Annotated in this window: 14 protein-coding genes; all 14 read right to left on the bottom strand. The window is 58.5% G+C overall.

Annotated features, from left to right (window positions below; genetic code table 11):
• Positions 1–27: 27 nt before the first annotated feature.
• The 14 genes from ybeD to AC3WS9_RS15645 all read right to left on the bottom strand — a co-directional run bounded on the left by ybeD (position 28) and on the right by AC3WS9_RS15645 (position 21,207).
• A complete protein-coding gene (ybeD, locus tag AC3WS9_RS15710) occupies positions 28–291 on the bottom strand; it encodes a DUF493 family protein YbeD (protein WP_003022706.1) in 264 nt (87 codons plus the stop codon).
• Between the two features lie 108 nt (positions 292–399).
• Positions 400–1,611 carry a D-alanyl-D-alanine carboxypeptidase DacA gene (gene dacA, locus AC3WS9_RS15705; protein ID WP_282493794.1) on the bottom strand — a complete coding sequence of 404 codons (1,212 nt, stop codon included), beginning with the start codon at positions 1,609–1,611 and terminating at the stop codon, positions 400–402.
• A gap of 139 nt (positions 1,612–1,750) precedes the next feature.
• Positions 1,751–2,845 (bottom strand): endolytic peptidoglycan transglycosylase RlpA, encoded by a 1,095-nt coding sequence (rlpA, locus tag AC3WS9_RS15700; protein WP_285146632.1) that lies wholly within the window; start codon positions 2,843–2,845, stop codon positions 1,751–1,753.
• Positions 2,846–2,861: 16 nt separating this feature from the next.
• Complete coding sequence (gene mrdB / locus AC3WS9_RS15695; RefSeq protein WP_282493792.1) at positions 2,862–3,974, bottom strand: peptidoglycan glycosyltransferase MrdB; 1,113 nt, start codon at positions 3,972–3,974, stop codon at positions 2,862–2,864.
• Between the two features lie 2 nt (positions 3,975–3,976).
• Positions 3,977–5,878, bottom strand: a complete 1,902-nt coding sequence (gene mrdA / locus AC3WS9_RS15690; RefSeq protein ID WP_282493791.1) for a peptidoglycan DD-transpeptidase MrdA — start codon at positions 5,876–5,878, stop codon at positions 3,977–3,979.
• A 28-nt stretch (positions 5,879–5,906) separates the two neighbouring features.
• A complete protein-coding gene (rlmH, locus tag AC3WS9_RS15685) occupies positions 5,907–6,374 on the bottom strand; it encodes a 23S rRNA (pseudouridine(1915)-N(3))-methyltransferase RlmH (protein ID WP_014069327.1) in 468 nt (155 codons plus the stop codon).
• 3 nt (positions 6,375–6,377) lie between these two features.
• Positions 6,378–6,695, bottom strand: a complete 318-nt coding sequence (gene rsfS / locus AC3WS9_RS15680) for a ribosome silencing factor (protein WP_282493790.1) — start codon at positions 6,693–6,695, stop codon at positions 6,378–6,380.
• Between the two features lie 268 nt (positions 6,696–6,963).
• Positions 6,964–7,629 (bottom strand): nicotinate-nucleotide adenylyltransferase, encoded by a 666-nt coding sequence (gene nadD, locus AC3WS9_RS15675; RefSeq protein ID WP_492489211.1) that lies wholly within the window; start codon positions 7,627–7,629, stop codon positions 6,964–6,966.
• On the bottom strand, positions 7,622–8,653 hold the full coding sequence (holA, locus tag AC3WS9_RS15670) for a DNA polymerase III subunit delta (RefSeq protein ID WP_285146629.1): 1,032 nt from the start codon (positions 8,651–8,653) through the stop codon (positions 7,622–7,624). Before holA ends, nadD begins: the two co-directional genes overlap by 8 nt.
• Positions 8,653–9,222: an LPS assembly lipoprotein LptE gene (lptE, locus tag AC3WS9_RS15665; RefSeq protein WP_282493787.1), complete on the bottom strand. Its 570-nt coding sequence runs from the start codon at positions 9,220–9,222 to the stop codon at positions 8,653–8,655. The genes holA and lptE overlap by 1 nt, the downstream gene beginning before the upstream one ends.
• A gap of 14 nt (positions 9,223–9,236) precedes the next feature.
• On the bottom strand, positions 9,237–11,819 hold the full coding sequence (gene leuS / locus AC3WS9_RS15660; protein ID WP_285146627.1) for a leucine--tRNA ligase: 2,583 nt from the start codon (positions 11,817–11,819) through the stop codon (positions 9,237–9,239).
• Positions 11,820–11,979: 160 nt separating this feature from the next.
• Entirely contained in the window at positions 11,980–12,255 is a 276-nt protein-coding gene (locus AC3WS9_RS15655; RefSeq protein ID WP_492489209.1) for a hypothetical protein, read from the bottom strand.
• Positions 12,256–12,308: 53 nt separating this feature from the next.
• A complete protein-coding gene (locus AC3WS9_RS15650) occupies positions 12,309–20,885 on the bottom strand; it encodes a glycoside hydrolase family 94 protein (protein ID WP_492489207.1) in 8,577 nt (2,858 codons plus the stop codon).
• Between the two features lie 157 nt (positions 20,886–21,042).
• The gene (locus AC3WS9_RS15645; protein ID WP_164971751.1) at positions 21,043–21,207 is read right to left on the bottom strand and encodes a YnfU family zinc-binding protein; all 165 of its coding nucleotides are present in this window, start codon (positions 21,205–21,207) and stop codon (positions 21,043–21,045) included.
• Positions 21,208–21,328 lie beyond the last annotated feature (121 nt).

Below are 21,328 nucleotides of genomic sequence, written 5' to 3'. Positions count from 1 at the left end.
CCGGCAAAGCGGGTAACCACGAGGGGACTACAGCACCATACGGACGATGTCGATATTGCCGAGCTCTTCGTAAAGGGTCTCGACCTGCTCAATATGCGTGGCCGTGATGGTGATGGAAACCGAGTGGTAGTTGCCCTTGCTGCTTGGTTTTACCGTCGGAGAGTAGTCACCCGGCGCATGGCGCTGTACCACTTCAACCACCTGGTCAACCAGCTCCGGCAACGCCTGACCCATTACTTTGTAAGTAAACGGGGTAGGGAATTCAAGCAGTTCGTTAAGTTTGGTTTTCATGTCAGCTCCGGCATTACATCAAAAAAATAATAACTCCCACGTGCGGGTGGGAGTTATCAGGATACCTAGTATATGGGGATCAAAATCACACTTTCAAGTGCTCAATTTTTAACCAAACCAGTGATGGAACATCAATTTAATGTAATCAATGATTTTGCCGAAGAAATTGCCTTCAGGAATTTCATCCAGCACCACCAGCGGACGTTGGTCGATGGTTTTGCCGTCCAGCTGGAAGTTGATAGTGCCCACCACCTGGTTTTTCTGCAATGGCGCGTGAAGTTCGCTGGTGTTCAGCACGTAGCTGGCTTTCAGGTCTTTCATGCGGCCACGAGGAATGGTCAGGTAGAGATCTTTATCCACGCCCAGGGACGCGCGATCGTTATCGCCAAACCACACCGGCTCTGACGCGAACTCTTTACCGGCTTTCAGCGGATTCACGGTTTCGAAGAAACGGAAGCCCCAGGTTAGCAGTTTTTTACTTTCAGTTTCACGACCTTTAAAGGTACGACCGCCCATCACGGCGGAGATCAGACGCATCTGACCTTCGGTTGCGGATGCCACCAGGTTGTAACCTGCTTTATCCGTATGGCCGGTTTTGATGCCGTCCACATTCAGGCTGTTATCCCACAGCAGACCGTTACGGTTGGTCTGGCGGATGCCGTTGAAGGTGAACTCTTTTTCTTTATAGATGGTGTATTCGTTCGGCACGTCGCGGATCAGCGCCTGGCCAATCAGCGCCATATCGCGCGCGGAGCTGTACTGGCCGTCTGCGTCCAGGCCGTGAACGGTCTGGAAGTGGCTGTTCTTCAGGCCCAGGGCGGAAACGTAGCTGTTCATCAGGCCCACGAAGGCGTCCTGGCTACCGGCTGCGAAATCGGCCATAGCCACACAGGCGTCGTTACCGGACTGCAGGTTGATACCGCGGATCAGCTGAGAAACCGGTACCTGCATGCCTGGTTTCAGGAACATCAGGGAAGAGCCTTTGAACACCGGGTTGCCGGTTGCCCAGGCATCGTTACCCACGGTGACGAGATCCGTCTCTTTGAATTTACCCGCTTTCATTGCCTGGCCGATGACGTAGCTGGTCATCATTTTGGTCAGGCTCGCAGGATCACGGCGCGAATCAGCGTTCTGTTCTGCCAGCACTTTGCCGGAGTTGTAGTCGATCAGGATGTAGGATTCCGCGTCAATCTGCGGAACGCCAGGGATCATGGTCTTGATGTTCAGGTCATCGGCGTGAGCGGCTGAAAAAGCGGCTGCGCAAAGGGCCGTGGTCAGCGCCATGCGCTGCAAAAATCGAGCGGAGAGAGTGGTCTTCATGGTCAGAACTACGACATCCGTGATGGAATTAAAAAAAGTGCCTTACTATAGCAAAAGCTATACAGGCAGGCATCCGACTTTCAGCGTGAGTTTGTGAACGTTGGTTACACAAGCTGACAATTCGGATACCGCCGATTAATTACTTCGCAACAGCGATAAACGACTGTAACTGAGCTTCATTTTGCAGACGCTGCTGCAATGAAGCGGCCTGCGACTTGCTGGCAAAGGGTCCCATCTGGATACGCCAGACGGCCCCGTTTTGCTCAACGCGCCCCGGCACGCCAAACTTCTGGCTCAGCTGCTGCTGATACTGCTGCGCGCGCGCCTGATCGCTCACCGCACCGACCTGAACGACAAAATTGCCGCTACCAGAGGTCGCCGCAGGTGGGGTGACGGCGTTGGTCGCAGGCGCTGTGACCGGCGCGGGCTGAGCCACCACCGGTGCAGGTGTCGGCTCGCTGCCTTCCAGCACGCCAGAGGCCAGCGTCGTCGGTGCGCCCAGGAAACCGCTGCTGCTTACCGGCGCGCCCATAGAATCGTCGCTTTTCAGCGTGTCGTTGCTGATAGCGCGGACATTGCTCTGTGGCGTGGCATCTTGCGGCATCGAGGTTGCGCTACCCATTCCGCTGTTCAAATCCGGACGGGCGGGCAGGGCATAAGTTTGTTTCGCCACCGTCGTACACACGGTTCCCGGGCCAGACAGCGTACCGTCTTGTGCCACGATAATCGGGTCGATGCGCACTTTGGTGTTGTTTGAGGTATTCAGACGATCGGCGGCCGCGCGGGAGAGGGAAATCACGCGGTCGTTGCCGTAAGGGCCACGATCGTTAATGCGCACCACAATCATACGACCGTTGGCGAGGTTAGTGACACGCACATAGCTTGGGATCGGCAGCGTCGGGTGCGCGGCGGTAATCTGCGCCGGGTCGAAGGCTTCACCAGAGGCGGTCAGATTGCTGCCGGGCTCTGCGTCATAAATGGCGGCAAACCCGGCCTGACTGAAGCGAGACGGGTCCTGAACGATTTTATAGCTCTTGCCGTCGCGCTGATAATCCTGATTCGCGGTTGCATTCAGCGGTTCGAAGACAGGGTCCGCGCCGCTGATTTCAACTACCGGACCGGTACAGGCCGCAGGCTGCGGCGGCGCGATGGTCGCCTGTTGCTGACCATCATCACTGGAACAAGCTGCAAGTAAACTTGCTGCGATGCAGATACCCAGCCACTGCTTACGCATGGCGATCCCCTTATTGTTATACGCTTTTGGACAACATTTTTCTGTGGGTGTGGATAGACATCACTATCCCAAACCCGGCCATCAACACGATCAGTGCCGAGCCTCCGTAGCTCACCAGCGGCAGCGGGACGCCCACAACAGGCAGAATTCCACTCACCATACCAATATTTACGAAGACATAAACGAATAAGATCAGCATCAACCCGCCCGCCATGACGCGACCGAAGGTGGTCTGCGCGCGCGCGGCAATCCACAGACCGCGCATAATCAGCAGCAGGTAGAGGGCCAGCAAAATCAGGATCCCGACCAGGCCCAGCTCCTCGGCCAGAACCGCAAAGATAAAGTCCGTGTGGCGTTCCGGCAAGAACTCCAGCTGCGACTGCGTGCCGTGCAGCCAGCCTTTGCCGCGCAGGCCACCCGAGCCAATCGCAATTTTAGACTGAATAATATGATAGCCCGCGCCCAGCGGATCGGTTTCCGGATCGAGCAACATCATGACGCGCTGACGTTGATAGTCGTGCATCAGGAAGAACCACAGTATCGGGATAAAGGCGGCCACCAGCACCACCGCAATACCGATCAAGCGCCAGCTTAAGCCGGACAGGAACAGCACGAACAGACCGGAGAGGGCGACCAGAATCGACGTTCCGAGGTCAGGCTGCGCCGCGACCAGCAGCGTCGGCAGGAAGATCAGCACCAGCGCGATAGCGGTATTTTTCAGCGATGGCGGACAGACGTCGCGGTTGATAAAGCGCGCGACCATCAGCGGGACGGCGATTTTCGCGATTTCCGAGGGCTGGAAACGCACAATGCCGAGATCCAGCCAGCGCTGCGCACCTTTCGAAATCGCCCCGAAGGCATCCACCGCGACCAGCAAAATAATACAGATGAAATAGAGGTAGGGCGCCCAGCCTTCGTACACTCTCGGCGGGATTTGCGCCATCACTACCATGATCACCAGGCCCATGGCGATCTGGCCGATCTTGCGCTCCATCATGCCGATGTCCTGGCCGCTGGCGCTCCAGATAACGAGGGCGCTGTAGGTCAGCAATGCCAGCAGGATCAGCAGCATGGCCGGGTCGATGTGGATTTTATCCCACAGCGATTTCTTGTTTGGATTATCCGTCATGATTATTGGTCCTCCGCCGCAGCGGCAGCTGGGGTTTCAGCCGGCAGTTCGGTGTTGTTGTCGCCCAGCATAATGTGGTCGAGGATCTGGCGCATGATAGTACCAACCGCCGGGCCAGCGCCGCCGTTTTCGAGAATAATCGCCACCGCGACCTGCGGATTATCATAAGGCGCAAAGGCGGTCATGAGTTTATGGTCGCGCAGACGCTCGGCAATTTTATGTGCGTTATAGGTTTCGTTGGCTTTCAGGCCGAAGACCTGAGCAGTACCGGATTTGGCCGCCACTTTGTACGGAGCGCCCGCAAAATACTTATGCGCGGTCCCGTTCGGACGGTTGGCAACGCCGTACATCCCGTCTTTGGCAATTTCCCAGAAGCCGGAGTGGATATCGCCCACCGGCGCTTCGTGCGGCTGTGCCCACGGCACCTGTTTGCCATCTTCGACGGTACTCATCAGCAGGTGTGGCACTTTCACCACGCCGTCGTTGATGAGGATCATCATGGCTTTGTTCATCTGAATTGGCGTGGCGGTCCAGTAGCCCTGGCCGATACCGACCGGAATGGTATCACCCTGATACCACGGCTTTTTAAAGCGTTTGAGCTTCCACTCGCGGGTTGGCATGTTGCCGGAACGCTCTTCCGACAGATCCACGCCCGTGTAGTGGCCGTAGCCAAATTTGCTCATCCACTCCGACAGGCGGTCGATCCCCATGTCGTAGGCGACCTGATAGAAGAAGGTATCCGCCGACTCTTCCAGGGATTTGGTGACATTCAGGTGGCCGTGGCCCCATTTTTTCCAGTCGCGGTAGCGTTTTTCCGAGCCCGGCAACTGCCACCAGCCTGGGTCAAACAGACTTGTATTGCGATTGATGACGCCCGCGCTCAGCGCAGAGACGGCAACGTAAGGTTTCACGGTGGACGCTGGCGGGTAAACGCCCTGAGTCGCACGGTTCACCAGCGGGGTGTTCGGGTCGTTCAACAGGCCAGAGTAATCTTTGCTGGAGATACCATCCACGAACAGGTTCGGGTCGTAGCTTGGCATCGAGACCAGCGCCAGGATCCCACCGGTGCGCGGATCGGTCACCACCACTGCAGCACGGCTGCCCGCCAGCAGGGTTTCGATATACTGCTGGAGCTTGAGATCCAGCGTCAGATAAACATCGTGACCCGCCTGCGGCGGCACCTCTTTCAGCTGACGGATAACGCGGCCACGGTTGTTGACTTCAACCTCTTCATAGCCCGTCTGCCCGTGCAGCACGTCTTCATAGAAGCGCTCGATGCCGAGTTTGCCGATATCGTGCGTCGCGGCGTAGTTCGCCAGCTTGCCGTCTTTATCGAGCCTGTCGACATCTTTATCGTTAATTTTGGAGACGTAGCCGATGACGTGCGTCAGCGCGGAGCCGTAAGGGTAGAAGCGGCGTTTATAGCCTTTGACCTCAACGCCGGGGAAGCGGTACTGATTCACCGCAAAGCGGGCGACCTGAACTTCCGTGAGGTTAGTTTTAACGGCGATGGAGGTGAAGCGGTGCGAACGGGCGCGCTCTTTCTTGAAGGCGGCGATGTCATCATCGGTGAGATCGACCACGCCTTTCAGGGCGTCCAGCGTATCCTGCACGTTATCGACTTTTTCCGGCATCATCTCGATTTGATAGATGGTGCGGTTTAACGCCAGCGGCGTGCCGTTACGATCGTAGATAATGCCGCGGCTTGGCGCGATGGGCACCAGCTTGATACGGTTTTCGTTAGAGCGCGTTTGATAGTCGGTAAAGCGGACGATTTGCAGATTGTAGAGGTTGGCGACAAGTACGCCAGACAGCAGCAAAATCCCGGTAAAAGCGACCAGCGCCCGGCGCACAAACAGCGCGGACTCAGCCGTATAGTCGCGAAAAGAATTCTGTAGTTTCATCCGCTGCTTAATTTGCCCTGGTCAATCATTACTCACGGTGATAAGGGTGGTTGGTAGTAATGCTCCACGCGCGATACAGGCTTTCTGCCACCAGTACCCGAACCAGCGGGTGGGGCAGTGTCAACGCGGAGAGGGACCAACTTTGTTCTGCGGCCGCTTTGCAGGCGGGGGACAACCCTTCGGGACCGCCAATCAACAGACTGACGTCGCGGCCATCCTGCTTCCAGCGCTCCAGTTCGTGCGCCAGCTGCGGCGTATCCCAGGGTTTGCCTGGGATGTCGAGGGTGACAATGCGGTTCTTGCCAGCGGCCGCCAGCATGAGCTCACCCTCTTTTTCGAGAATACGTTTGATATCCGCGTTTTTGCCGCGCTTTCCTGCTGGGATCTCCACCAGTTCGAACGGCATGTCTTTGGGAAAACGACGCAGATATTCAGTAAAACCCGTCTGTACCCAGTCCGGCATTTTCGTGCCGACGGCTACCAGTTGCAACTTCACGCATTAACCCCAGAGTTTTTCCAGCTCATACAGACGACGGCTCTCTTCCTGCATGACGTGAACGATCACATCGCCGAGGTCAACAACAACCCAGTCAGCAATGGCTTCGCCTTCTACGCCGAGAGGCATCAGACCGGCTTTACGTGATTCCTGAACCACATGGTCAGCGATAGAGGCAACGTGGCGAGTGGAAGTGCCGGTGCAAATGATCATGCAGTCGGTGATACTGGATTTACCATGAACGTCGATAGTGATGATGTCCTGACCTTTCAGGTCATCAATTTTGTCGATAACAAAATCCTGGAGTTCTTTACCCTGCAAGTTTTCCCCCTGGTGAGTGAAGTTGAGCAACGATTAAATGGATAGCTCGGCAGTATACCTTAACTGACGGCTGTGTCGGGACAAATGTCACCTGACGGACTTTTTAAGGCGGGTATCATCCCATCCCCGGCCTGACAATGCATCGCCATTTTTGTAAAACAATTTCTGTAAGGTAACGACTGGCAGGAAGTCAGGCTGCGGAGGATATCAGCCTGAAAAGGGCTGTCAATGGCAGGGCGGTGAATTACCTGAATTTTCGCGTATCACCTTATTCATCTGCGCTTTTCTGATACAAACCGTGCTGATGGATATAGTCGAGCACCGGCGCGGGCAGCAGTTCGTCACAGGATAAATCCTCCTGGAGGCGCTCGCGAATCAGGGTCGCGGAGATATCAAACCACGGCGTCTCGGCCAGGTAAATTTTACCGGCGGGCAGGGTGTGCAGATCTTCCACGTTGTTCGTCAGATGGGTGTCGAGCCACTCCTGGTGCTGCTCTTCCTTCATGGTCAACGGGTAGCCCGGACGGCGGCAGACGATAAGATGACTGTTCTGCAGAATGGTTTCGTATTGATGCCAGGAGGGGAAATTCAGCAGCGAATCCTGGCCGATGATAAACCCCAGCGGCTGCGTCGGGCCGCGCTCGGCGCGCCACTCCTGCAAGGTTTGCGAGGTATACGACGGCGTATCGCGGCGCAGTTCGCGCTCATCGAGCTGAAACAGCGGCTTGTCGGCAATCGCCAGTTCCAGCATCGCTTTGCGCTGTTCGCTGGTCGCTTCCGGCTGCGGGCGGTGCGGCGGGACATTATTCGGCATGATGATCACGCGCTGCAGGCCAATCAGATTCGCCAGAATTTCAACTGGCTTGAGATGACCGTAATGAACCGGGTCGAACGTGCCGCCGTACAGCGCCTGTAAAGAACTCATATCAACCATCAATAAAGACGTCTGCGAGTGCCTTATGGCACAACAGCAGAGAAAGACTTTCCAGCTCAGCCCAGACCGACTGACCGTAATCCTGCTTGAGCGTCAGTTCGGCGCGCGTCAGGAGATGAACCGCCTGGCGAAGCTGCTCGGTGCTTAAGCGGTTGACGGCTTCGGTGGTCATGGCGCGGCGGTTTTGCCAGACGCGATGTTTATCAAACAGCGCGCGCAACGGCGTACTGGCCGACTGGCGTTTCAGGGTGTTGAGCAGCAACAGTTCGCGCTGCAGGGTGCGCAGCAAAATCACCGGTTCGCTGCCTTCGAGCCTAAGCTGCTGCAAAATATGCAGCGCGCGTTTGCTCTTCGCTGCCAGCAGCGCATCGACCCAGTGAAACGGGGTAAAGTGCGCCGCATCGTTCACCGCCTGTTCGACACGCGGTAAGGTCAGTTTGCCGTCCGGCCACAGTAGAGACAGGCGATCCAGCGCCTGCGCCAGAGCCAGTAAATTCCCTTCGTAGCAGTAACAGAGCAGCTGATTGGCGGCGTCATCCAGCTGCAGATTATGTTGCTTCGCGCGTACCGCGACCCACTTTGGCAGCTGCGCCTGTTCGGGCGTCTGGCAGGTCACCTGCACGGAATGCGTCGCAAGCTGGGTAAACCAGGCGGCGTTTTCCTGCGCTTTGGTGAGTTTGTTCCCGCGCACGATCAGCAGTAAATCTGAATGCAGAAGCGTGACCAGCGTGGCGAGCTGTTCGTTAATCGCCGCGTTGGGGCCGTTCTCCGGCAGCTGGATCAAAATCGTCTGGCGAGAGGCAAACAGGCTCATCGCCTGGCACAGGGAAAAGATCGTCTGCCAGTCGGTGCTGTTGTCTATCTGGAAGGCGTGATGTTCATCGAAGCCCTGAGTCGCGGCGACCTGGCGCACGGCATCCTGGCTTTCCTGAAGTAAAAGGGGATCGTTTCCGAGGAGCAGATACGCCGCGCGCAGCCCTTCATTGAGCTGCGCGCGGAGTTGTTCAGGATACAACCGAACCATTAGTTACCCAGGGTTCCGGTAACTTGCGGCGTGGTGTCCAGCGGAACAGAGTGTTCCGTGCTGGTCTCTTTCGAGGCGACCTGAATGCTTGGCAGTTTACGGATCAGCTGTTCCGCCGCCTTGTCGTACATTTCGTTGATGATAATTTGCTGCTCGGCATCTTTCGCCAGCGCAGTTTGTGGGTTATCAAAGAACGAACGATAGACTTTGGTACTGATCGGATAAATATCTTTACCCGGGATCAGCACGGCAGCACTCACCGACATCACCATCTGGTATTCCGCCGTACGGCCATCCTGGAAGATGGACGCCGTGTCTTTGCTCAGGACAGAGCTCAGTACACGGAAGGACGGAACATCCTGACGCAAGGTTCCTTTTTCGATCAGCTCCACGCCATTGAGGCGCAGCTGGTTACGAATCGCCCGGCTCAATGGACCGTTCGGATCCCCGGAATCGAAGATCATCGTTTTCATCTGAGCGGGCACTGCCGTGGTATTGCGCAGATGCCAGCCACAACCAGCGGTGACAAGCACCGCCAGAGATAAGAGTATTGTTGCCAGTTGTCGCACGTTTCCTCCCGCGCTTAGCCAACGACCAGATTCAGCAGTTTACCCGGTACGTAGATCACTTTACGCACGGTAACGCCATCAAGGTACTTCGCCACCAGGTGTTCCTGGCCTGCGCGTTCACGAACCTGTTCTTCCGTTGCATCGACGGCAACAGTAATTTTACCGCGCACTTTACCGTTAACCTGAACCACCACCAGCGTGGTGTTTTCAACCATAGCGGCTTCATCGGCAACCGGCCACGGTGCGTTATCGATATCGCCTTCGCCTTTCAGCTCCTGCCACAGGGTAAAGCTGGCGTGAGGGGTGAACGGGTTCAGCATGCGAACGATAGCCAGCAGGGCTTCACGCATTAAGGCACGATCCTGCTCGCCTTCCTGCGGGGCTCTCGCCAGCTTGTTCATCAGTTCCATAATAGCCGCAATTGCGGTGTTGAAGGTCTGACGACGACCAATATCATCGGTCACTTTAGCGATAGTTTTGTGAACATCGCGACGCAGCGCCTGCTGATCTTCGCTCAGGGCCGCCACGTTCAGCGCCGGAGCCTCACCCTGAGAGGTGTGCTCGTAAACCAGTTTCCAGACGCGTTTCAGGAAGCGGTTCGCGCCTTCTACGCCAGATTCCTGCCATTCCAGGGTCATATCCGCTGGAGACGCAAACATCATGAACAGACGCACGGTGTCTGCGCCGTAGCGCTCAACCATTACCTGCGGGTCGATGCCGTTGTTTTTGGACTTCGACATTTTGCTCATGCCGGTATACACCAGCTCATGGCCTGCCGCGTCTTTCGCTTTCACGATACGGCCTTTCTCGTCGCGCTCAACGATGGCGTCAACCGGAGAAACCCAGTTACGCTCGCCGTTTTCGCCGAGATAGTAGAATGCATCCGCCAGAACCATACCCTGACACAGCAGCTGTTTGGCGGGTTCATCAGAGTTCACCAGGCCCGCATCGCGCATCAGTTTGTGGAAGAAGCGGAAGTAGAGCAGGTGCATGATCGCGTGTTCGATACCGCCGATGTAGATATCCACTGGCAGCCAGTAGTTGGCGGCTTTGGAATCCAGCATGCCTTCCTGATACTGCGGACAAGTGTAGCGCGCGTAGTACCAGGACGATTCCATAAAGGTATCGAAGGTGTCGGTTTCACGCAGGGCAGGCTGACCGTTAACGGTGGTTTTTGCCCACTCAGGATCGGCTTTGATTGGGCTGCTGATGCCGTCCATGACCACATCTTCCGGCAGGATCACCGGGAGCTGATCTTCAGGCGTTGGGATCACAGTGCCGTCTTCCAGGGTCACCATTGGAATTGGTGCGCCCCAGTAACGCTGACGGGAAACACCCCAGTCGCGCAGACGATAGTTCACTTTACGCTCGCCCACGCCCAGCGCAGCCAGTTTGTCAGCGATGGCGTTGAAGCCCTCTTCGAAGCTCAGGCCGCTAAATTCGCCGGAGTTGAACAGGGTGCCTTTTTCGGTCAGCGCTTGCCCGGAGAGATCCGGTTCAGAACCGTCTGCCGCCAGGATAACCGGCTTGATGTTCAGGCCGTATTTGGTCGCAAATTCGTAATCGCGCTGATCGTGGCCCGGAACCGCCATCACAGCGCCGGTGCCGTATTCCATCAGCACGAAGTTTGCCGCCCAGACCGGGATCGCTTCACCGGTCAGCGGGTGAATAGCGTTAAAGCCGGTCGCGACGCCACGTTTTTCCATGGTCGCCATTTCGGCTTCGGCCACTTTGGTGTTGCGGCATTCGTCGATGAAAGCAGCCAGTTCAGGGTTCGTTGCCGCCGCCTGCTGTGCCAGCGGATGACCCGCGGCCACGGCCAGGTAGGTGGAACCCATGAAGGTGTCAGGACGGGTGGTGTAGACGGTCAGTTTCTGATCGCTGTTCTGCACGTCAAAGGTGATCTCGACGCCTTCAGAACGGCCAATCCAGTTGCGTTGCATGGTCTTAACGGTATCTGGCCAGTGGTCCAGATTGTCCAGGTCGCGCAGCAGTTCGTCGGCGTAAGCGGTGATTTTGATAAACCACTGTGGGATCTCTTTACGCTCAACTTTGGTGTCGCAGCGCCAGCAGCAGCCGTCGATAACCTGTTCGTTCGCGAGAACGGTCTGGTCGTTCGGGCACCAGTTCACGGCAGAGGTTTTCTTGTACACCAGGCCTTTTTTGTACAGCTCGGTGAAGAATTTCTGCTCCCAGCGATAATATTCTGGGGTGCAGGTCGCCAGCTCGCGGCTCCAGTCATAACCGAAGCCCAGCATTTTGAGCTGGTTTTTCATGTAGGCGATGTTGTCGTACGTCCACGGCGCAGGGGCAGTGTTGTTTTTCACCGCCGCGCCTTCAGCAGGCAGGCCAAACGCATCCCAGCCGATCGGCTGCAGAACGTTTTTACCCAGCATACGCTGGTAGCGAGCAATCACATCGCCGATGGTGTAGTTACGCACGTGGCCCATGTGTAGTCGACCAGAAGGATAGGGAAGCATCGACAGGCAGTAATACTTCTCTTTGCTCTCGTCTTCAGTGACTTCAAAGGTACGCTTCTCGTCCCAGTGTTGCTGGACTTTCGATTCTATCTCTTCCGGGCGGTATTGCTCTTGCATGGCAGCCAGTGGTCCTGTTCTCAATACAGCTACAAACGTAGCCAATGGATGTGGTATTTCAGATCCGCATAGCATAGCCCAAACGCCCGCGTCAAAACAGCCCTTATCTGTCTGCGCAGAAGGCGGCGTGAATTGACGTTTTTAGCCGGGTCACACAGGATCAGGTTTCATATTCCGATAACTGCCTGCGGGATTCGTTCTCTTTAATGTACTGAAAAGGCAGCAGATGTACTTTTGCGTCGTGGAAAAACCACTCGGCGTTGTTGCGCTCGAGGGTATCGCCCGGTTGAAAGCACACGCCTGACGCCTCGCGCACAATGGCATATTTACCATTGCTGAAGAGCACGCTGTGGATGCAGAAAGGGTGACAGGTTTCGCCGAGCCGTCGGCTTTCGACGATATGCCCTTCAATAAACACCGCTTTTTTGGTTTTCATAAGCCCCTCTCTGCACACGGTAATCATGGATAGACCCTGTTAAGTATAGGTCTTTAATGCTGGATAATTTCCACCTGATGATGATTCCCGTCATCGACAAGCGGGATCTGGTCATCCGGTAGCACAACGCCGTCCAGCGTGACCTGGTACGCCTCGCTGCCCTGTGAAATCCTGATCTGATACTGACTTTGCCCCTGCTGATAGGAGATGCTGAGCGACGGCCAGTGCGCCGGGAGCTGCGCATGGACCGTCAGGACGTTGCCGAAGCGCTTAATCCCCAGCAGCTCCTCGGTCAGCAGGCGATACGCCCAGCCCGCAGAGCCGGTATACCAGCTCCAGCCGCCGCGTCCGATATGCGGGGCCACGCTATACACGTCGGCGCTCATGACGTACGGCTCGGTTTTATAGCGCTCGACGTCATCGGGCGTGAGGGCATGGTTGACGGGGTTGATCATCGACCACAGCTCCCACGCACGCTCGGTGTTCCCCATTCGCGCAAAGGCCATCACTGCCCAGATGGCACCGTGCGTGTACTGCCCGCCGTTTTCTCGCACGCCGGGCAGATAGCCCTGAATGTAACCCGGATTCGGCCCGTGACCGTCGAACGGCGGCGTCAGGAGTTTGATAAGCCCCGCGTCGTTATCCACCAGCAGCTTATCCAGCGACTGCATGGCGCGTTGGCTTCGCGACGGTTCGGCGGCCCCGGAGAGCACCGACCAGCTTTGAGCGATGGCATCAATCCGACAGTCCTGCGAGGCTTTCGACCCCAGCGGTTCGCCGCCGTCAAAATAGCCGCGCCGGTACCACTCTCCGTCCCAGGCGGAGGTTTCGAGGTTTTTCTGTAGCCGCGAGGCTTCAGTGCGACACAGTTCCGCTATCGTGGCGTCCTGGCGCTGTTCGGCGAGATCTGCGACGCGCTGCAAAATATCGAACAGGAAAAAGCCCAGCCAGACGCTTTCGCCTTTTCCGTCGATGCCGACCCGGTTCATCCCGTCATTCCAGTCCCCCGCGCCCATCAGCGGCAGGCCGTGCGAGCCAAACTGCAAACCGTGCCGAACGGCTTTCACGCAGTGCTGCCACAGCGTCTCTTCGACGGCGCTGATGACCGGCGTATCGTAGACCGACTCTTCGCCAGGCTGGAGCGGACGCCCTTCCAGATAGGGAATGCGCTGCTCAAGCACGCCAGTGTCACCGGTGGTTTGCACGTAGTGGCAGACCGCCAGCGGCAACCAGAGATAATCATCCGAGCAGCGGGTACGCACGCCGTTGCCGTGTGGCGGGTGCCACCAGTGCTGCACATCGCCTTCGATAAACTGCCGCGAGGCGCAGAGGATAATTTGCTCGCGCAGACGCTCCGGTGCGGCGTGGCTCAGGGCCAGCGTGTCCTGCAGCTGATCGCGGAATCCAAACGCACCGCCCGACTGATAGTAGCCGCTGCGCGCCAGCAATCGGCAGGCCACCGTCTGATAGAGCAGCCAGCCGTTGGTGAGTAGATTGACGGCGCTATCCGGCGTTTGGACGACGATTTTATCCAGCACGCTGTGCCAGTAACGGTGAACGCGGCTGAGCTCCTCGCGGGCGGCCTCTTCGTTCAGGTATCGCGCGAGAAGCGTCTGGGCTTCGGCCGGATCTTCGCCGACCCCCAGCACAAAGATAAAGGTCTTCTGATCGCCATCGATCAGCGTAACGGCAGATTGCACCGCGCCGCAGGGATCCAGCCCGGCCCCGGTTTTATCCGACAGCCAGCGCAGACGCATCGCCGCCGGGTTGTGCTGAGCCCCGTTGCGACCGAGAAACTCGCGGCGGTCGCCCGTCAGGGAGCAGTGCGCGCCCGTCACGGCGAAAAAGGCGGTGCGCCCGGCGCCATTGCCGCCGTAAAAATTGTTCGCCATCACGCCGCAGCCGTCCGCGACGCTGGCCGCATGGGTCACGATGTGCAGCGCCGAAGAGGTGCGCGACTCGCCGAGCGTCCACTCCACGTAGCCCGTTGCGGAGAGTTTTCGCGTCCGCCCGGAGTTATTGCTGATGGTCAGGATCGCCAGTTTGACCGGTGCCTCTTCGGCGACCAGCACCGTCAGTTCGCTGTCGATGCCGCTCTCACGGTGGGCAAACACGCTGTAGCCGAAGCCGTGGCGCGAGAGATAATCCCCCTGGCCGCGCACCGGTAAGGCGGTCGGAGACCAGCAGGCGCCGCTCTCTTCGTCGCGCAGATAAAACACTTCGCCGGAGCGATCGCTGACCGGGTCGTTTTCCCACGGCGTCAGGCGATATTCATGGGCGTTTTCATACCAGCTGTAGGCTTGCCCGGCCTCGGACAGCACGCTGCCGAAGCGGGCGTTGGCCAGCACGTTTGACCAGGGCGCGGGCGTCGGTGCATTTTCCCGCAGCACAATCTGGTACTCGCGACCATCCTGCGAAAACCCGCCGTGGCCGTTGAAATGCACAAGTTGATCCGTATCCGGCGTCCAGGGGATATGCAGATTGACGCCGGGTATGAGGTGGGGAACGAAAGGTCGCGGAACCGTTTTTAACGCGTGCAGGCGCTGATCGAGCTGTTCGTTCAGCCCGCCCGCGCGGTCATCCAGAGACAGATGCGCGACGCTTTGCAGCAGCAGCTTGTCTTCGGCGGAGAGATGTTCGCCGTTACGGACAAAAATTCCCCCCGACTTATCCAGCAGGCTGGCTTCGGACCCGGCATAGATCAGATCCATGATGTGATTTTGCAGCGCCTGCTGATAGCCGCCGAGGCTTTCGTTGAGGATCACCAGATCGACTGCCAGCCCTTTCAGCCGCCAGTAGCGGTGTGCCTGAATCAGCGTGGTAATCGACAAAATGCTCTCTTCGCTGCTGATGCTGAGCAGCACGATCGGCAAGTCGCCGGAAATCGCCCAGCCCCACAGCCCGGACTGGCCGCGCCGGTTGCGGCTGATGGTCAGGTTGTCAGCGCGCAGCTCCTGGCACGGATAAAGAATGGCACCCGCAAGCCGGTTAAACAGCGCGGCGTCATCTTCGTTGGCGTTAATCTGGCGTAATACCACCAGGCTGTGCGACCAGGCGAGCTCAAAGACGCGGTCGGCGATCGGGTGATCGCGATATTTTTCCAGCAGCGCCAGGCTCTGCTGGCGGTTCTCGCTCACGCCATACAGGATATCGACGGTGACCGGCAGGCCGGGTTGCAGGTTGAGGGTCTGGCGGATCGCCAGCATCGGGTCCAGCACTGAGCCGGAGCTGTTACTGAGCGCGCCCGATTGCCCGGCGGCCTGCGCATCCGCCGGACGTCTGCCGCGCCCGAGGAACTTCGCCCGGTCGGTTTCAAACGAGACGCCGCTTTGGCTACTGCCATGCACCACCATCATGTGGAATAACCAGGGGCTTTTTTCGTCCGGCGCGCGCGGGCGACGGTGGCACAGGATGGCGTTCTGCGCGGGGACAAGCTCCGTCTGGATAAACAGATTGCTGAAGGTCGGGTGCGCCAGATCGCTGGTGGCCGGGGCGAGTACGACTTCGGCGTAGGTCGTCAGTTCAATGGTGCGCGGCTGACGCCCGCGATGCAGTAGGGTGACGCGCCGCAGCTCGATATCGTCTTCCGGCGACACCACCACCTGGGTTTTCACGCTCACCGTGCCCAGCGTACGTTTAAATTCCGCCCCCGCATCGGTAAAGATCACCTCGTCGTTGCTGTCCGTTTCACCGGTCGGCTGCCAGGTATTGCTCCAGATGTCGCCCGATTGCAGATCGCGGATGTAGCAGAACGCCCCCCAGTTATCGCGGGTGGTATCGCTGCGCCAGCGGGTGAGGGCCAGATCGTTCCAGCGGCTGTAACTCCCGCCGGTGTGGGTCATCATCAGATGATAATGACTGTTGGAGAGCAGCTGCACCTCAGGAATCAGGCTGTCGGCGGCGGTGAAAATACGCGGTTCGTAGCGAACGGGTTTAACGCGCCCCTCGTGAGACTCAAAGTGGCGGCGCGGGCTGTAAAGATCGACCGCATCCGGCACGCGCTCCTGCAGCAGCAGGCTCGCCGACTGGAAGGCGGTGCTGGCCATAAACCGGTCGGCCATCGGCGCGTCGAGCAACACGTGCGCCAGGGCCTGGAACGCCATCCCCTGATGGTGCGCCATCCACGACTGCACCACGGCGTACAGCTGCCCGGTGGCGAGGCGCGACGGCGTATAGTCCAGGGCTTCATAGAAACCAAACTCGCCGCGCGCGCCGTTTTTCTCCAGCCGCGCCAGATTGTCGCAGGCTTTTTGCGGGGCAATCATCAGGGCCAGCAGCGTGGCATAAGGGGCGACGACCATATCGTCCGCCAGACCGCGGCGCAGGCCCAGGCCCGGAACCCCGAAGGCCTGATACTGGTAGTTCTGCTGCACGTCAAAAGCGTGATAGCCAGACTCTGAAACCCCCCAGGGCACACCGCGCTCTTTGCCCCAGTGGATCTGACGCATCACCGCCGACTGGCTCATCTCATCCAGCAGGCTGCCGGGCCAGGTCGGCATCACCAGATTTGGCATCAGGTATTCAAACATCGAACCGCTCCAGGACATCAGGGCGGTGTCACGATCGATGGTGGTAAACAGCCGCCCCAGCGCGTACCAGCTTTTCAGCGGCAGTTGGTTAGTGGCGATGGCGATAAAACTGGTGAGGCGAATTTCGGAGGGCAGCAGGTCGTAGTGGCTTTTATCCAGCATATTGCTGTCGCAGTTGTAGCCGATGCTGAGCAGGCTGGTCACTTCGCTGTAGAGGAAGGTGAAATCCATCCGCGCGTGCTCGTTCAGTCGCTGTTCCAGTTCGGTGATGATATCCAGGCGCATACGCGCCAGGGCAATCGCCGAGGCGGACGGCGTGCCTTCCCCGCTGTGTTTTGCATTCGCCAGCCAGCTCAGGGACGGCAGCGTCTGCGTGTCCCAGGCGGGCGTGATCCAGCCGAGGAGATGCGACCACTCGTGGCACAGCATCACCAGCTGGCGCTGCAGATGGTCGATCCAGCGCAGAGTAAGTGCGTCGTCCTGATGGCACAACGCCGTCAGATGGTTGCTCTGGGTGCGCATCTGCTTCAGCTCAATATAGAGCTGCGCCGGAGAGAGCGACGTCGCGCCGAGACAATGTTTGCGCAACAGCCGCAGCCCCGTCGGAGCGTTCTGCCCCCAGTGTTTCTCCAGAATCCCCAAGGTGTCGTTCAGCCCGGCCAGCACCTGGGCGCTGTTTAACACCGGCTGGTTGCGCATCGCCGACAGCCCTTCGCGCAGGGTCAGCAGATGGCCCGCCATGTTGCCGCTGTCGACGCTGGAGACATAGCGCGGACTCAGCGGGGCGAGGGTCTGCGTGTCGTACCAGTTATACAAATGGCCGCGGAAATGCTCCATTTTGTCGAGCGTGTCCAGGGTCAACGTCACGCGCTGCAACACCTCGCCGGACGGGAGATAGCCGAAATCCCAGGCCGTCAGATTCGCCATCAGCGACAGGCCAATGTTCGTCGGCGAGGTGCGATGGGCGATGATCGGGTGCGGGATCTCCTGATAGTTATCCGGCGGCAGCCAGTGTTCTTTGGCGGTGACGAAGGTCTCGAAGAAGGCCCAGATTTCTCGGCTCGTCTGGCGCAGCAGCTGCTTTTGCTCTCTGTTCGGTGAAAACACGCTGCGGGCGGGCGAGCGACTCATCCAGCTCAGCAGGAGCGGCGTCAGGCACCACAGCAAACTGACCGGCAGCGCGATGAAGGAAAACAGCGGCGCAATGTGCGCGGTCAGAACGGTGAGCGCCACGCCGGTGGCGACGTTCATCCACATCGCCCGGTAAAAGCGGATCGGGGACGTTTTTTCCCGATCGTTGTCCGGGCTGTAGCTGGCCCACTGGTTCAGGTTGCGCTGGCTGAATCCCAGACGCCAGAGCGTCACGGCAATTGCATACAGGGAATAGCCGGCCTCATGGGGCAGGGTGGCGAAATTCATCCCAACGCGGGACAGGCGTTTCAGCGCGCCGGTGGCGACCAGCAGCAGATGCTGCACAACAGGGCGACGGGTCGGTTTGTTAATCAGATCCCAGGCGACCGCCAGCCCGGTCGGCAGGAGCCAGACCAGCATCAGCACGCCCAGCCAGTAAAACGGATTCGGTACCCACAGCAGGGTGCAAAACAGCAGCGCCAACAGGGACGGAGCGACCAGGCTGCGGCGCAGGTTATCGAATAATTTCCAGTACGACAGGGCGGAGAGCGGGTTTTTATCGTGGGTGCCATCCGCTTTTCTGACGCGCGGTTTGAGCCAGTTCAGCAGCTGCCAGTCGCCGCGGATCCAGCGGGTCCGGCGCGCGACGTCCGAGAGATAGTTGTTTGGGTACTGCTCGTAGAGCAACACTTCGCTCAGCAGCCCCGAGCGGGCGTAACACCCTTCCAGCAGATCGTGGCTGAGGACCAGGTTTTCCGGGCAGGTGTTGTGCGTGGCCTGCACAAAGATATCGACATCGTAAATGCCTTTGCCGACGAAGGAGCCTTCGTTGAACAGGTCCTGATAAATATCAGACGACATCATCGAGTAGGGGTTATTCCCGGCGATGCTGCTGCACATGGCGGCATAGCGCCCCTGTCCGTTGCGCGGCATCTCCTCGGCGAGGCCCGGCTGCAGGATGCCGTAGCCTTTCACCACCCGCTGACGCGCGGCGTCGTATTCCGGTTTGTTGAGCGGGTGCGCCATGGTGGCGACCAGCTTATGCGCCGTATCGCGCGGCAGCAGAGTGTCGCTGTCCAGCGTGACGACGTACTTGATCCGCTCCGGCAACTGGTGCGCGGGCAGGTCGGCGACGCTGGAAAATTGTTTGTCAGGCTGGCGTAGCCAGCTGTTCAGCAGCGCCAGTTTCCCGCGTTTGCGTTCGTAGCCCATCCAGACGCCCTGCGTTGAGTTCCATTCGGGGGCGCGGTGGAGGAGATAAAAACGCGGGCGAGAGGCCGGATAGCGGCGGTTGAGATCCTGCGTCAGTGATATCGCCTGTTCGAGCAGGGCGTTGTTTTCCGCTGAGGGCTCATTCGCCGAATCGGTAAAGTCGGTTAACAGGGCGAAGCAGAGATGCTCGCTTTGGTTGCCCAGCCAGCACACTTCCAGACTGGCGATCAGTTTGCTGATCCCGTCTGGGCTGGTGAGCAGGCAGGGGATCACCACCATAGTGGCCGAATCCGCCGGGATCCCGCTGGAAAAATCCATCCGCGGCAGCGGGCGCGGCGTGCGAAAACGGGTCGTCGCTTCGCTGAGCAGATCGCTGGCGAGCTGGCTGAGGACGATGATCAGCGGTATCGCGAGAAGGATCAGCAGCCAGCCCAGTCCCTGCTGCGCAGTGCGGTGCAGGATTTCGGCGGTGGCCGCGGTGGTCAGCAGACTCAGGCTGCCAAGCCAGGACATCAGCGGGATCTGATTGAAACTGTGCCGCAGGCGGATAAGCCGCGAGGCATCGGCGGATAAGAGAATTTCCAGGCGCTGGCGCCCTTCGCCCATCAGGTAATAACCGATATGCGCACCCGGCGTGTCGGGGGCGTTTTCACCGGCAAGCGCCAGCACGCGGCGGGCCACTTCCGGCTCGCTGAAATGGCTGTCTCGCGCCAGAAGCTCAATCACGTGGCGATAGTGGTCGCGCGTATCGAAGTGCATCAGTGGGTAAATCCCGGCCGGATCCTGGCGCAGCGTCTGTTCCACCACGCTCATGGCCTCGGCGAAATCTGCCCAGTTGGTTTCACTCAGCAAGCGCAGGCCCGCGATGCTGTTACTCACGGAAAGCTGGCTGGCGGCTAACTGCTGGTTGAAGCGGTGAATGAGGGTATCGGTGGTCACGCCCTGTTCGGTCAGGCGCTGTTCGATCCAGGTCAGGGGCAGCGCCAGCATATTGCCGCGCCCTTGCAGACGACGCACCAGCTCGGCCACAAAGGCGCTGCTTAACGGCGGGCGCGAGCGCGCCATATCGGCGATCACCATGATCAGCTCGGCGGGCGTGTTCTCTGCGCACTCGAAAATGCGTGTCACCCAGCTATCCGCCAGATTACGTTCCTGCTGGGCTTTGACCACGTCGATGCTGACCCGGCGCAGGTTTTCGATGAGCGCCAGACGCAGCATGCCGGGCAGCGCCCAGACTTCGCCCAGCGTCAGCGGCGTCTCCTGCTGATAGGCGGTGATGTAGCTGGTGAGATTCGCGGCGTCCCAGCGCCCGTCACCGTGGGCGATGGCTTCGGCGGCGATATCGTAGATGCGCGGACAATCATGCGGCGAAGACAGCGCCGGAAGCCCCTTGCCGAAATTCTTCGGCAGGTGCTGGCGCACGATGCGGATCTGCTCCTCGATCAGGTAGTAGTTATCCAGCAGCCACTCCCCGGCGGGCATGATGCTCGCTTTTTTACCGGCGTTGAGGACGTAGCAGTTTTGCGTAATCACCGCCTCATTGTCATCGAGGCGTTTGAGCAGGTAATAGGGCAGCTTGTCGGGCGACAATTTGTGCGATCGCGCCAGCTTTTGTCCGTAGCGCGCCATCTGGGCCGTCGAAAAAAGCTCGGCTTTAAAACTGTTTTCAGCCGCAGGTTCGTTGCCCGAAAGGGCAGGAGCCAGCGCAGGCGGTAGCGAGCGGGAGCGACTCCGCCACTTCTTAAGGTTCATTTTCATAGCGATGCTCTGGTGCGACGTGAACGCGCAGGAGCAGTTGCGAAATCAGATCAGAAACGTTCTCTCAGGATGGGTGTGGGGCATCAGGGATTTAACAGCTGCTGGAATCTTACTTAAGTATAGAACACCGATTTTGCGCCATCAGGCGCATGCGGGATCAGCGCGGTGCCACAAACAGCGCTTTACAGCCGGGGCACAGCATCGCCTGTTTGAGGCGAATTTTTGACGTTGGGTGTGAGGACTTGAGGCCGCAGTGCGGGCAAGTGACGGTGGTGGTCGAGGCTCCACCGATGAGCTTCATTGCGTAATCGAGAAGAGACATGATGATTAACCTTTCAATGAATGAGCTTCATCCTAGCACGAAGTGTTCAAATACTATGCAAGGTATCGCATCTCCCCTTTGCAGGAATTTACCGGGTCTGTGGCTGACCTGACAAAGCGGC

This window comes from Lelliottia sp. EB106-05-01-XG201 (assembly GCF_058791735.1).
Note: the sequence above shows the minus strand (reverse complement) of the source record. Positions and strands in the feature narration are given on the sequence as shown.